This is a genomic window from Amycolatopsis lexingtonensis (genome assembly GCF_014873755.1).
Classification (GTDB): domain Bacteria; phylum Actinomycetota; class Actinomycetes; order Mycobacteriales; family Pseudonocardiaceae; genus Amycolatopsis; species Amycolatopsis lexingtonensis.
Map to the genome: position 1 here is coordinate 1,889,269 of NZ_JADBEG010000001.1, position 13,346 is coordinate 1,902,614.

10 protein-coding genes are annotated in these 13,346 nt (G+C 69.9%); 8 read left to right on the plus strand and 2 right to left on the minus strand.

All coding sequences use genetic code 11. The features are described 5' to 3' along the window. The first annotated feature begins 60 nt into the window (after positions 1-60). Positions 61-1,437 carry an MFS transporter gene (locus H4696_RS08885; RefSeq protein WP_086861131.1) on the plus strand — a complete coding sequence of 459 codons (1,377 nt, stop codon included), beginning with the start codon at positions 61-63 and terminating at the stop codon, positions 1,435-1,437. Between the two features lie 8 nt (positions 1,438-1,445). On the opposite strand, the gene H4696_RS08890 is transcribed toward H4696_RS08885, so the two are convergent. Together H4696_RS08890 and H4696_RS08895 are read right to left on the minus strand one after the other, a co-directional pair. Further along, a complete protein-coding gene (locus H4696_RS08890) occupies positions 1,446-2,906 on the minus strand; it encodes an NF041680 family putative transposase (RefSeq protein WP_338064941.1) in 1,461 nt (486 codons plus the stop codon). Between the two features lie 412 nt (positions 2,907-3,318). After that, entirely contained in the window at positions 3,319-4,056 is a 738-nt protein-coding gene (locus H4696_RS08895; RefSeq protein WP_086862808.1) for a GntR family transcriptional regulator, read from the minus strand. A 184-nt stretch (positions 4,057-4,240) separates the two neighbouring features. Here H4696_RS08895 and H4696_RS08900 point away from each other — a divergent pair, with 184 nt between their 5' ends. The 7 genes from H4696_RS08900 to gcl all read left to right on the plus strand — a co-directional run bounded on the left by H4696_RS08900 (position 4,241) and on the right by gcl (position 13,289). Then, positions 4,241-5,236 carry a 2-dehydropantoate 2-reductase gene (locus H4696_RS08900; protein WP_086862807.1) on the plus strand — a complete coding sequence of 332 codons (996 nt, stop codon included), beginning with the start codon at positions 4,241-4,243 and terminating at the stop codon, positions 5,234-5,236. A 13-nt stretch (positions 5,237-5,249) separates the two neighbouring features. Beyond that, a complete protein-coding gene (locus tag H4696_RS08905) occupies positions 5,250-7,169 on the plus strand; it encodes a molybdopterin oxidoreductase family protein (protein WP_086862806.1) in 1,920 nt (639 codons plus the stop codon). Between the two features lies 1 nt (position 7,170). Further along, entirely contained in the window at positions 7,171-8,916 is a 1,746-nt protein-coding gene (locus H4696_RS08910; RefSeq protein WP_086862805.1) for an NAD(P)H-dependent oxidoreductase subunit E, read from the plus strand. Further along, positions 8,913-9,770, plus strand: coding sequence for a 2Fe-2S iron-sulfur cluster-binding protein (locus H4696_RS08915; protein ID WP_086862804.1), 858 nt, complete (start codon positions 8,913-8,915; stop codon positions 9,768-9,770). The genes H4696_RS08910 and H4696_RS08915 overlap by 4 nt, the downstream gene beginning before the upstream one ends. A 138-nt stretch (positions 9,771-9,908) precedes the next feature. Then, a complete protein-coding gene (locus H4696_RS08920) occupies positions 9,909-10,715 on the plus strand; it encodes a hydroxypyruvate isomerase family protein (RefSeq protein ID WP_192782183.1) in 807 nt (268 codons plus the stop codon). Further along, positions 10,712-11,599 (plus strand): 2-hydroxy-3-oxopropionate reductase, encoded by an 888-nt coding sequence (locus H4696_RS08925; RefSeq protein ID WP_086862802.1) that lies wholly within the window; start codon positions 10,712-10,714, stop codon positions 11,597-11,599. The genes H4696_RS08920 and H4696_RS08925 overlap by 4 nt, the downstream gene beginning before the upstream one ends. A 1-nt stretch (position 11,600) precedes the next feature. Beyond that, complete coding sequence (gcl, locus tag H4696_RS08930; RefSeq protein ID WP_086862801.1) at positions 11,601-13,289, plus strand: glyoxylate carboligase; 1,689 nt, start codon at positions 11,601-11,603, stop codon at positions 13,287-13,289. Positions 13,290-13,346: the final 57 nt, after the last annotated feature.

The window sequence follows — 13,346 nt, forward strand, 5'->3', positions numbered from 1 at the left end:
AGATCCACCGCACGACGGCAGCAGAGGGACACGAGTCAACGGTGACGGAAGAGAACTCTTATGACCGCAGCCACGTACCAGGAGATAGTTGACGAGAACGGAAGAGTTTACCGGGTGGGCGAGTCCCCGCAGGACATCATGGGACGCTCACGCAGCTGGATGGTCTGGCTGCCCTGGATCGCCATGATGGCGGTGAGCGTGTTCGAGTACGGCTGGGGCGCCGTCGAAGGCACGTTGGAAGAGAAGTACGGCTGGACGCTGTCGGACGCGTTCTGGCTGGCGAGCATCTGGGCGGTGTTCCAGGCCGGGGTCGCCTTCCCGGCGGGCCGGCTCCGGGAACGCAACGTCGTCTCGGCCAAGACGGCGATGCTGCTCGGCGCCGTGTTCAGCGGCATCGGCTACTTCACCATCGCGCACAGCGGGAACCTCACGCTGGCGTTCATCGGGTACTCCGTCCTCGGCGGCACCGGCGCCGGGCTGGTGTACGCGACCTGCATCAACATGGTCGGCAAGTGGTACCCGGAGAAGCGCGGCGCGCGGACCGGGTTCGTGAACGGCGGCTTCGCCTACGGCTCGGTGCCGTTCATCTACCTGTTCAGCGCGTTCCTCGGGCACGAGAACGTCACCGGGGTGCTCGACGGCATCGGCCTGTACATGCTGATCGTCGTCGGCGTGTGCGGGTTCCTGTTCAAGGACCCGCCGAAGAGCTGGTGGCCGAAGGAGGTCGACCCGCTCACCTGGGCCAAGGGCAAGGCCGGGGTGAAGACCCTCGCCAAGAACCCGCCGGCGGTCCGCCAGTTCACGCCGATGGAGGCGATCCGGACCGGCATGCTCCCGCTGATGTGGGTGTGCCTGGTGATCATCGGCGGGGTGTCGCTGTTCGGCATCAACTTCCAGGTGCCGTTCGCCAAGGAGAGCCACTTCGGCGCGTTCGTCGCGGCTTCCTCGGCCGGTGTGCTGGCCATCGTGAACGGCACCGGCCGCGCGGTCGTCGGCTGGGCGTCGGACAAGATCGGCCGACGGCAGACGCTCACGCTGGTGCTGGTGATCGCGGCCGGCGCGCAGTTCGGCGTGCTGTACGCCGGGAACACGCACAACCTGGTCCTGTTCATGGTGTTCGCGTTCCTGACCGGGTTCGGCGGCGGGGCCTTCTACCCGCTGTTCGCCGCGCTCGTGCCGGACTACTTCGGCGAGAACAACAACGCGTCGAACTACGGCCTGGTCTACAGCGCGAAACTGGTCGGCGGCGTCGGCGGCGGCGGGCTCGCCGCCGGCGTCATCAGCGCGTGGGGCTACACCGGCGCGTACATCCTCGCCGGGTGCATCGCGCTCCTTTCCGCGGTGCTGACGCTGTTCCTGCGCCAGCCCGGCCGGACACGCCACCAGCTCGCCGAAACCGAGCTGGTGGCGCGGCCTTCCGCCGCGACGGGCGGCTAGCTTGAGTTTTAACCTGTTTGGCGGGGTCGTGGGTTGCTGGACTTGGTTTTCTTGCCGTGTTTGGGTTTTTGCTTGTTCGTGCCGGTGACGGTGTGGACGTCGTGGCGTGTGGCGGGCTGCTGGTTGGGCAGTCCCGCGGGTCGTCCGGGGCCGGGCCGGGAAGGTTTCGGGACACGGGCGGGACAGGCCAGTTGTGGACGCAGGTTGCGAAACCCCCGTCGGATCCGTGCCGGGCTGAGTCGCTGGGCGGGGCGGGGTTTCTCCCAGGGGCGGCGCAGATCCTCGGTGAGGTCGCGGGCGAGGCGGAGCTGGGTGTAGGCGATCAGAAGAAGCCAGGTCCAGCGGTCGGCGGCGTCGGCTGAGCGCAGTTTCGGGGTGGTCCAGCCGAGGGTTTGCTTGAGCATGCGGAAGGTGTGCTCGATGTCGAACCGGCGCAGGAAAGCCTGCCAGGCCAGATCGACCTCGGCGACCTCGAGGCCGGTGCGGGAATGCCAGAGCCACACGGGTTTCGGGATCGCGCCGGAAGGCAGCCGCTGGACCTGCAGAAGGATGACGGTGCCGTCGAGGATGGGCAGGTCTCCGGTGTGGCCGGTCCAGGCGGTGCGGGAGGTGAGCTTGGGGTGCAGCCGGTCCCAGGCCCGGATCAGTGCTGGGCCGTAGAGCCGGGTCGTGGTCTCGATGGTGATATCCGGCTCGCCCCAGGTGGCCGGGTCGCCGAAGGCGAACTCGGCGCCGTGGCGGGCGGGGCGGCCGGGGCTGGGGCCGGGCCGCAACGGCGGCGCGGGACGGCGCAGCACCCGGTCCGACCGCATCCGCACCAGCACGACGACCGGGAGATCGGCCAGCACGTGCGCGAGCCGGGGTCCGTCGTAGCCGGCGTCGGCCACGAGCAGGATTTCCGGATCCCCTGGTGACCAGTGTCCGGCGGTGATCAGCCGGTCCACGACGTCGCGGATCTGGCGGGCGGTCACGCTCGCGGTGTCGTCTCCGGGCGCGAGCCGGACCGCGTCCAGCGGCGCGGTCCACGAGTGCCGCCCGCTCTCCAGAGCGACGACGATCGAGTAGGGCCAGCCCGGCACCATGATGTGCTGGTCCTTGCCCCGGCCATAGGTGTGACACAGGATCCGTTGCGGGCTCGTGTGTGCTTCCGGGCGCAGCCAGCAGGTGACGTCCACCGCCAGCACCAGCCGCCCGTCCGCGGCACGAGGCAGCGACACCGTGGTCAGGGCGGTGCGTAACCGGTGGAAGTCGACCCGGCCCTGGGCCAGCGCGGCATAACCGCTGCCATGCCCGCGGCGATGCTCACCGGTCAGTGACAACTCCGCGACCGAGCGGACCGGGCCGTCCACGCACAACACCGCGTCGGTCAGCTCGAACAACGCGTCCGCCCGCCGGGGCAGACAACGGTAGAACTCCTGCCGCAACGCCGACAGCTCCCCGGCCGCATCGACGTCCCCAGCATGGTGCACACTGATCAACTGAAGCCCTTGGTTCGATCTTCCATCTGTCGCAAGAGGAATGATCGACCAAGGGCTTCACTCATGATCAACCAGGGTCTCACCCAGCCACGCAAACGTTAAAACTCAAGCTAGGGTCTGTATCGAAGTCGGCGTCGGTGTCGGTGTGGACAGCCGGCGGGTGGTCCGCCGACGTCTTGAATGACTCATTCAGGACCTCCGAGGACCTGAATGAGTCATTCAAGACCTTTGACCTGGCGAACACGGCGGCAGCGCGGCGGGCCAGGCGTGGACGGTCTGCCGGAATCCGGGATCACGCTCGCGGCATTCCTGCGCTTAGAAGGCGGGGCCACGGTCGCCGAACGGCTCTGAACGATTTAGATAAGGCGCTAGTCCGGTTTGCCGCTCCCCGGTCCTGCCGAAATCAGGATCGGGGAGCCTCCGGACGTTCGTGGTAGGCCTGGCGGGTCCGTTCGGTGTGCTTGGCCATGATCTGCTCGGCTGCTTCGGCGTCCCCGTCGGAGATGGCGTGGATCAGCTCGTCGTGCTCGTTCCACGCGTCTCGTCCCCGGGGCCGGGCGATCGGCGTGTAGTACCACCGGACCCGGCGGTCGACCAGGCCGATCAGCTCCGCGAGCACCGCGTTCCCCGACAGCTTCGTGATGAACGCGTGGAGGGCGGCGTTGGCGGCGACCAGCCCTTCGGTGTCTTCCGCGTGCAGGGCCTGGACGCCCACCTGCTGCAGGTCCCACAGCTGCCGGACGTCCTGTGGGGTCGCGTTGCCGGCGGCGAGCTTCGCGGAGTGCGTCTCCAGCACGCCGCGGACACTCAGCAGCTGGTCGGCCTCTTCGTCGGTCGGGAGGTGGACGAACGCGCCCTGGGCCGGGCGGAGGTCGACCCAGCCTTCGCTCTGCAGCCGCTGCAGGGCTTCCCGGACGGGCTGCCTGCTGACGCCGAGGTACTCGGCCAGGTCGGCTTCGACGAGGTGCTGCCCGGGTTCGAGGGTGCGGTTGATGATCAGCTCGGCGAGGGCCTCGTAGACGACCTGCCGCAGCGGCGCCGGCCGTTCGACGCGCTTGGCGGGGGTGGAGCCGAGCGCGCCCTTCGCGGTGCGGCGGCCGGTCGGGCCGCGGTCTTGGAGCGGGGAAGCGGGCTGGCTCACGGGACACCTCGGAAGGGGAGAGGAACGCGATGATCTGCTCACAGGATACAGGTTTTGGTATGCAAAATCCCGGAATCTCACCCGGCCGGGAGTTTTCTCCGCGCACGCCACCTGCCTCTGGCCTGCGTAGCGGATCCAGGATACTGTATGCAATCACGTGCTGGACCGAAGCGGGAGGCACATCATGAAGGTGGCTGTTCTCGGGGCCGGGGCGATCGGCGCCTACGTCGGGGCCGCGCTACACCGCGGCGGGACCGAGGTGCACCTGATCGCCCGGCGGGCCCACCTCACGGCGATGCGCGAGCACGGCGTCCGCGTGCTCAGCCCGCGCGGCGACTTCACCGCGCACCCCCACGTCACGGACGATCCGGCCGAAGTCGGCGAAGTCGACTTCGTCTTCCTCGGCCTCAAGGCCAACTCCTACGCCACGTGCGGGCCCTTGCTCGCCCCGCTGCTCGGCCCGGAAACGGCGATCGTGGCCGCGCAGAACGGCATCCCGTGGTGGTACTTCCACGGCCTCGCCGGACATCCCCTCGAAGGGCGGCGGATCGAGACGGTCGACCCCGGCGGCTCGGTGACCGCGGTGCTCGGGCTGCGGCGCGCGATCGGCTGTGTCGTCTACTGCTCGACGGTCATCGAGGAACCGGGCGTGATCCGGCACCTGGAAGGCACCCGGTTCTCCCTCGGCGAGCCGGACGGCGGGATCTCCGCGCGCTGCAAGGTGCTGAGCGCGGCGATGATCGTCGGCGGGCTCAAGGCGCCGGTCGAGCCCCGTCTGCGCGACGACATCTGGATCAAGCTGATGGGCAACGTCGCCTTCAACCCGCTCTCGGCGCTGACCCGAGCGACCATGGCGCAGATGTGCGAGCACGACGACACGCGCGCGCTCGTCGCCACGATGATGACCGAAACCCTCGCCATCGCCCGTGCCGCGGGCAGCGACCCGAAGGTCTCGGTCGAGAAGCGCATCGACGGCGCCTGGCGCGTCGGCCACCACAAGACGTCGATGCTGCAGGACCTCGAAGCCGGCAAGCCGCTGGAGACCGACGCGATCATCGGCGCGGTCGTCGAACTCGCGGCGCTGACCGGCGTGCCCGCGCCGGCGTTGCGCCACGTCCACGCCGCCATCGGCCTGCTCGGCCACACCAGCACGACGCCCGTCCCCGTCGGGTCGCACTGAACCGGAGGTGCCCGTGAAGCGCAAGAAGACCGAGCCGTACGTCCGGCTCACCCAGCCACTCGTGCGCGATTCCGGCGTGCTGCGGCCGGCGACCTGGGAAGAGGCCCTCGACCGGGCCGCCGCCGGGATCCGCCGGACCCTCGAGACCAAGGGGCCGGAGGCGTTCGGGATGTTCTCGTGCGCCCGCGCGACCAACGAGATGAACTTCGTCGCGCAGAAGTTCACCCGCGCGGTGATCGGCACGAACAACGTCGACTCGTGCAACCGCACCTGTCACGCGCCGAGCGTCGCCGGCCTGGCGCGGGTGTTCGACAGCGGCGGCGGGACGTCGTCATACCAGGAGATCGAGGACGCCGACGTCATCGTGATCTGGGGCGGCAATCCGCGCGAGGCGCACCCGATCTTCTTCCAGCACGTGCTCAAGGCCGTCCACAAGGGAGCGAAGCTCTTCGTCGTCGACCCCCGGCAGACGAGCACCGCGAGCTGGGCGCACCGGCAGCTGCAGCTCGAAGTCGGCACCGACATCCCGCTCGCCCACGCGATCGCGCGGGAGATCATCCACTCCGGACTGGCGAACACGGCGTTCATCGAGCGGGCCACCGAGGGTTTCGCCGACTTCGCCGCGTCGGTCGAGCCGTGGACCCTGGAGGTCGCCGAGAAGACCACCGGCGTCCCGGCCGAGCTGATCCGCGAACTGGCCCACGCCTATGCCCGCGCCGACCGCGGGCAGCTGTCGTGGACGCTCGGGATCACCGAGCACCACAACGGCACCGACAACGTCCTGGCGCTGATCAACCTGGCACTGCTGGCCGGGCAGGTCGGCCGCTACGGCGCCGGGCTCAACCCGCTGCGCGGGCAGAACAACGTCCAGGGCGGCGGCGACATGGGCGCCATCCCGGACCGGCTGCCCGGCTTCCAGGACGTCCTCGACGCGGACGTGCGCGCGAAGTTCGACGCGGCCTGGGGCTCGTCGATCCCGCCGCACAGGGGCCTGAACCTCACGCAGATGCTCGACGCGATGGAACGCGGCGACCTGACCTGCGTGTACATCATCGGCGAGAACCCGGTCCAGTCCGAAGCGGACTGCGAGCACACGATCAAGCGGCTGGCCAACGTGGACCACCTCGTGGTGCAGGACATCTTCCTCACCAAGACCGCGCAGCTGGCCGACGTCGTGCTGCCGGCGTCGGCGGCCTGGTGCGAGAGCGACGGCACGTTCACCAACTCCGAACGGCGGGTCCAGCGCGTCCGCAAGGCCCTCGAACCGCCGGAAGGCGCGCGCGACGACATCGAGCTGCTTTCGGAGCTGGCCCGCCGGCTCGGCCACGACTGGGACTACACCGGCGGCGAGGAGGTCTGGGACGAGCTGCGCTCGCTCTCGCCGATGCACGCCGGGATGTCCTACGCGCGGCTGGAGGAACTCGGCGGGATCCAGTGGCCGTGCTACTCCGAAGACACCCTGGAGCCGACGTTCCTGCACGGGCGGCTGTGGGCCGAGGACCCGGCCGAACGCGGCCGCCCGGCGCCCTTCACCGTGCTCGAGCACAGCCCGCCGGTCGACCTGCTCACCGAGGAGTTCCCCATCCGGCTCACCACCGGGCGGCGGCTGGACTCCTACAACACCGGCGTCCAGTCGGGCGGGTTCCCCTCCCCGCTGCGGCAGGGCGAGACCTTGGACCTGTGCCCGGAGGACGCCCGCGCCCTCGGCGTCACCCCGGACGAACTCGTCCGCATCACGTCGCGGCGGGGCGAGATCGTCGCCCCGGTCCGGCTCGACAAGGGCCTGAAACCGGGGCTGGCGTTCATGACCTTCCACTTCCCGGACGAGATCGACGTCAACGTCATCACCATCGAGGCGACCTGCCCGATCGCCGGGACCGCGGAGTACAAGGCCGCGGCCATCCGCGTCGAGAAGCTCCCGGTGGAGGTCTGAAGTGGACCTCAAGCTCTTGGACGCCGTTGCCTCACGGGAAGAGCGGGAGGCGGTCGCGGGGTTCGCCGGTGGCGGCCGCGACCAGCTGCTGCCCGCGCTGCACGCGGTCAACGACCGGGTCGGCTGGATCAGCCAGGGCGCGCTGAACCTGATCTGCGAGACGTTGCACGTCCCGCCCGCCGACGCGTACGGCGTGGCGAGCTTCTACTCGTTGTTCGCGCTGGAGGAACGCCCGGAGCGGGTCGTGCACGTGTGCACCGACCTGGCGTGCCGGGTGAACGGCGCGGAGACCGTGTGCGACGTCCTCACCGAGCACGTCGGCGCCGCGGGGAAGGCGCGCGGCGGGGTCACGTGGCTGCGCAGCCCGTGCCTCGGCGTCTGCGAACGGGCCCCCGCGGCGCTGACGTTCCAGGCCGGTGACCCGGCCACCACCGAGCTGGTCGCCCCGGCCACCGGCGCGTCGGCCGTGCTGGCCGCGCAGCGGACACCGTCCGCTTCGGACGGTGCCGCGCCGGTGATCCACCAGAAACAGGGATTGCGGCTGCTGCGCCGCGTCGGGGTCGTCGACCCGTCCAGTTTGGACGGCTACCGGGCGACCGGCGGCTACGCGGCCCTGCGCAACGCCCTGCGGATGGGGGAGGCCGCGGTGCTCCGGGAGGTCACCGACTCGGGCCTGCTCGGCCGCGGCGGGGCGGCGTTCCCGACTGGGCGGAAGTGGGCGGCCACGGCCGCGCAGCCCGCCGGGCCGCACTACCTCGTGTGCAACGCCGACGAAAGCGAACCCGGCACGTTCAAGGACCGGGTGCTGCTCGAAGGTGACCCGTTCGCGCTGGTGGAGGCGATGACGATCGCCGCGTTCGCCATCGGCGCGCGTCAAGGGTACGTCTACCTGCGCGGCGAGTACCCGCGGGCGCTGCGGCTGCTGCGCAACGCGCTGGCGGTCTGCCGCGAGCGTGGCTTCCTCGGCACGGACATCATGGGGCACAACGGGTTCTCGTTCGACATCGAGATCCGGCGCGGCGCCGGCGCGTACATCTGCGGCGAGGAAACGGCGATCTTCAACTCGATCGAAGGCTTCCGCGGGGAACCTCGCACGAAGCCGCCGTTCCCGGTCGAGAAGGGGCTGTTCGGCAAGCCGACCGTGGTCAACAACGTCGAGACGCTGGTGAACGTGCCGCTGATCCTCACCGAGGGCGCGGCCGCGTACCGTTCCCTCGGCACGGAGGCCTCGGCCGGGCCCAAGCTGTTCTGCCTGTCCGGCAACGTCGAACGCCCCGGTGTCTACGAAGTGCCGTTCGGTACGACGCTGCGGGAATTGCTGGCCATGGCCGGAGGCGTACCGGAGGGCCGCTCGTTGCGCGCCATCCTGCTGGGCGGCGCGGCGGGCGGGTTCGTCCGGCCGGACGAGCTGGACCTGCCGCTCACCTTCGAGGACGCGCGGGCGGCGAAGACGACGCTCGGTTCGGGCGTCGTCCTGGTCCTCGACGACCTGGCCGATCTCGGCGGCTTCCTGCTGCGGATCGCGGAGTTCTTCCGCGACGAGTCTTGCGGGCAGTGCGTCCCGTGCCGGATCGGGACCGTGCGGCAGGAGGAGGCGATCCGGCGCGTCCTCGCGGCCGGCTCGGAGGAACGGCCGTTGCTGCGCGAAGTGGGCGGGGTGATGCGGGACTCGTCGATCTGCGGCCTCGGCCAGACCGCGTGGAACGCCATCGAGTCCGCCATCGACCGGTTGGGAGCCCTCCAATGACCATTGTGGACATCGGAATTCCGAAGCGGCTGGTCGAGTTCACCGTGGACGGCGAGACCGTCCGCGTCCCCGAAGGCTCGACGATCCTCGACGCGTGCACGGAGGCGGGCAAGGAGATCCCGACGCTGTGCTACGGCGACACCCTGGAACCGGCGAACGCCTGCCGCGTCTGCATGGTTGAGGTCGAGGGTTCGCGGACGCTGGTGCCCTCGTGTTCGCGCAAGGCCGAGCCGGGCATGGTGGTGCGCACCGATTCCGAGCGGACCCGGACCAGCCGCAAGGTCGTCCTGGAGCTGCTGGCATCCGCGACCGATCTCTCGACGACGCCCGGGGTGGCGGAGTGGCTGGCGGAGACGGGCGCGGATCCGGACCGCTTCGGGCCGGACGCGGCGACGGTGGCCCAGCCGGCCATTGTGGACAACGAGCTGTACGTCCGGGACTACGGGAAGTGCATCCTCTGCTACAAGTGCGTCGACGCGTGCGGCGAGCAGTGGCAGAACTCGTTCGCCATCACCGTCGCCGGCCGGGGTTTCGACGCGCGGATCTCGACGGAGTTCTCGAACCCGCTGCCCGACAGCGCGTGCGTGTACTGCGGCAACTGCGTCGAAGTCTGCCCGACCGGGGCGCTCAGCTTCAAGCGCGAGTACGACAAACGCGAGGACGGCACCTGGGACGAGACGCGGCAGAAGCAGACCACGACGGTCTGCACGTTCTGCGGCGTCGGCTGCAACCTGACACTGCACGTCCAGGACAACGAGATCGTGAAGGTGACGTCCCCGCACGACAGCTCGGTGACGCACGGGAACCTGTGCATCAAGGGCCGGTTCGGCTGGCAGCACGTCCAGAACCGGTAGCCGCACCCCCGCGCGGAGGCGCCGTGGCTCGACGAGTCGCGGCGCCTCTGTCGTTCCCGAGCGTTGACCCCGCCGCAGGTCACCGGCTATTCTCGATATGCGAAAGAAAAATTCCGGATAGTGAAATTTGAGGTAGCGATGCCCGAGCACTCCCTGCCGTACGTCGTCAACCTGTCGCTGCTGTTCAAGGAGGTCCCCCTCCTCGAGCGCGCGGCGGCCGCGCGGGCGGCGGGCTTCACCGATGTCGAGTACTGGTGGCCGTTCGAGTCCGCCGTACCCGCGCGGGACGAGGTGGACGCCTTCGTGAAGAGCCTGGACGGCGTTCGGCTGCGCGGGCTGAACTTCTACGCCGGGGACATGGCGGCGGGGGAGCGGGGCCTGGTCTCGTGGCTGGGCCGCGAGGCGGAGTTCGCCGACAGCCTGGTCGTGGCGCTGGGCATCGCCGAACGCACCGGGTGCCGCAGCTTCAACGCCCTCTACGGCAACCGGCTCGACGGCGAAGACCCCGTCAAGCAGGACGACCTGGCGCTCGTGCACCTCGCCGGCGCCGCGGAAGCCGCCGCGAAGATCGGCGCGCAGCTGGTCCTCGAACCGCTCTCCGGTGCGGACCGCTACCCGCTCAAGACCGCCGCGGACGCCGTGGCCGTGCTCGACGACCTCGGGCGCGACAACGTGCGGCTGCTGGCCGACCTGTACCACCTGGCAGTCAACGGTGATGACCTGGACGCGCTCGCGACGACGCACATCTCCCGGATCGGGCACGTGCAGATCGCCGACGCACCCGGGCGCCACCAGCCCGGCACCGGCTCGCTGGACATCGAGGGACACCTCGCGAAGCTGCAGAACGCCGGCTACGACGGGTTCGTCGGGATCGAGTACGTCCCGGAGCCCGACACCCTCGCGTCGCTGGACTGGCTGCCGAAAACTCGAAGGGGACAAGCATGAAACTCGGATTCATCGGACTGGGCGTGATGGGCGCCCCGATGGCCGCGCACCTGGTCGCGGCCGGGCACGACGTGAGCGGCTACGACGTCAACGCCGCCGCGGGGGAGAAGCTCGCGGCCGCCGGCGGGCGGGCCGCGACCGGGGTCGCCGACGCGGTCGCCGGTGCGGACGTCGTGATCACGATGCTGCCGAACCACCCGCAGGTCGAGGAGGTCGTGCTGGCCGCCGGTGGCGTGCTCGACGCCGCCGAACCCGGCACGCTGCTGATCGACATGAGCACGATCCGCCCCGAGACGTCGATCGCCGTCGCGGAAGCCGCGCGGGACAAGAAGATCCGCGTGCTCGACGCGCCGGTGTCGGGCGGCCAGGCCGGGGCCGAGCAGGCGTCGCTGTCCATCATGGTCGGTGGCTCCGGAGAAGACTTCGAGGCCGCGAAGCCGGTGTTCGACGTGCTCGGCAAGACCGTCGTGCACGTCGGCCCGCACGGCGCCGGCCAGGTCGTGAAGGCGGCCAACCAGCTCGTCGTGGGCGGGATCTACGGGCTCGTCGCCGAGGCCATCGTGCTGCTCGAAGCGTCCGGTGTGGACGCCGCGACCGGGCTGGACGTGCTCGCCGGGGGCCTCGCGGGCAGCCGGATCCTCGAACTCAAGCGCAAGTCCATGGTGGAGCGTCAGTTCGCGCCCGGCTTCCGGATCGACCTGCACCACAAGGACATGGGGATCGCGCTGGCCGCCGCCCGGCAGGCCGACGTCGCGCTCCCGCTCACCGGGCTGGTCGCCCAGCTCGTCGCCGCCGGCCGCGCCATGGGGTACGGCTCCCTGGACCACTCGGCCTTGCTGAAGGTCGTCGAACAGTTGTCGGGCCGCGTCCCGGCGGAGGTGTGACATGCCCAGAATCCCCGCGATGCAGGCGGTCGTCGACGTCCTGGAAAGCGAAGGCGTCGACACCGTCTTCGGCTGCCCCGGCGCCGCGATCCTCCCGCTGTATAACGCCCTACAAGGCCGGGCGATCGAGCACCTGATCGTCCGCCACGAGGAGGGCGCGACGCACATGGCCGACGGCTGGGCCAGGACGAACGGCAACGTCGGCGTCGCCATCGGCACCTCCGGTCCGGCCGGGACGAACATGATCACCGGGCTGTACACCGCGCACGCGGACTCGATCCCGATGATCTGCATCACCGGCCAGGCGGCCACGACGAAGCTGCACCAGGAAGCCTTCCAGGCGGTCGACATCGTCGAGATCGCCAAGCCGGTGACGAAGTGGGCGGTGCAGGTCAAGGAGGCCGCGCAGCTGCCGTGGATCTTCCGCGAGGCCTTCCGGATCGCCCGCTCGGGGCGGCCGGGCCCGGTGCTCATCGACCTGCCGATCGACGTCCAGAAGCAGGACATCGAATGGGACTCCTCGATCGACTCGCCGTTGCCCGTGACCAGGGTGACGCCGGCCGCCGCGCGGGTCGAGCGGGCCCTCGACCTGCTCTTGGCGGCCGAGCGCCCGATCATCCTGGCCGGTGGCGGCGTCGTCCTCGGCGAGGCGAGCGGGCAGCTGCGGGCGGCGGCCGAGCGCCTGGATGTCCCGGTGCAGGTGACGCTGATGGGCAAGGGGAGCTTCCCCGAGGACCATGAGCTGTTTGCCGGGATGGCCGGCATCCAGACGTCGCAGCGCTGGGCGAACGCGGCCTTCCTGGAGTCGGACCTGGTGCTGGCGCTGGGCGCGCGCTTCGGCGACCGGCACACCGGCGAGCTGTCGGTGTACCGGGGTGACCGGAAGTTCATCCACGTCGACATCGAGCCGACGCAGCTGGGCAAGGTGTTCGGGCCCGACCTCGGCATCGTCTCGGACACGCGCGAGTTCCTGGACGCGCTGCTGACGGCACTGGAGAAGCGCTCGACGGCACCACGCCGCGAGTGGGTCGGCCGGATCGCGGAGCTGAAGGAAGCGCTTCCCCGCCGCGAGGACTTCGACACGCTGCCGATCAAGGCGCCGCGGGTTTTCAAGGAGATCAACGAAACCTTCGGCGAGGACACGTACTTCGTCACCGCGATCGGGCTCTACCAGATCTGGTCGGGCCAGTTCCAGAAGGCGCACAAGCCGCGCCACTACCAGGTGTGCGGCCAGGCCGGCCCGCTCGGCTGGGAGATCCCCGCCGCGATCGGCGTCAAGAAGGCGCGACCCGAAGCCGAGGTCGTCGGCGTGGTCGGCGACTACTCGTTCCAGTTCCTCGTCGAGGAGCTGGCGGTCGCCGCGCAGTACGACGTCGGGTTCGTGCTGATCATGCTCAACAACGAGTACCTCGGCCTGATCCGCCAGGCCGAGACCGGGTACGACATGAACTTCGAGGTCGACATCCACTACGACTCGAACGGCACGGACAACGTCAAGATCATGGAGGCCTACGGCTGCTCCGGCACCCGCGTGCACGAGCCGGGGGAGATCCGGACGTCCCTGGAGTGGGCGCGCAAGGAGGCCGAGCGCACCAGCCGCCCGGTCCTGGTCGAGATCATGATCGAGCGCGAGGGCAACGCCGCCATGGGTGCCGCTCTCGACGCCGTGAAGGAGTTTGAGCCCGCGTAACACCCGCGTGACCACGGCCGCCGCACGAGACCCCGACCTCGTGCGGCGGCCTTTCCG

Bases quoted from the DNA above. Each gene is read 5' to 3' on its own strand.
- H4696_RS08885 (WP_086861131.1), top strand. From the start codon at position 61: ATGACCGCAGCCACGTACCAGGAGATAGTTGACGAGAACGGAAGAGTT.
- H4696_RS08900 (WP_086862807.1), top strand. From the start codon at position 4,241: ATGAAGGTGGCTGTTCTCGGGGCCGGGGCGATCGGCGCCTACGTCGGG.
- H4696_RS08915 (WP_086862804.1), top strand. From the start codon at position 8,913: ATGACCATTGTGGACATCGGAATTCCGAAGCGGCTGGTCGAGTTCACC.
- H4696_RS08920 (WP_192782183.1), top strand. From the start codon at position 9,909: ATGCCCGAGCACTCCCTGCCGTACGTCGTCAACCTGTCGCTGCTGTTC.
- H4696_RS08925 (WP_086862802.1), top strand. From the start codon at position 10,712: ATGAAACTCGGATTCATCGGACTGGGCGTGATGGGCGCCCCGATGGCC.
- gcl (WP_086862801.1), top strand. From the start codon at position 11,601: ATGCCCAGAATCCCCGCGATGCAGGCGGTCGTCGACGTCCTGGAAAGC.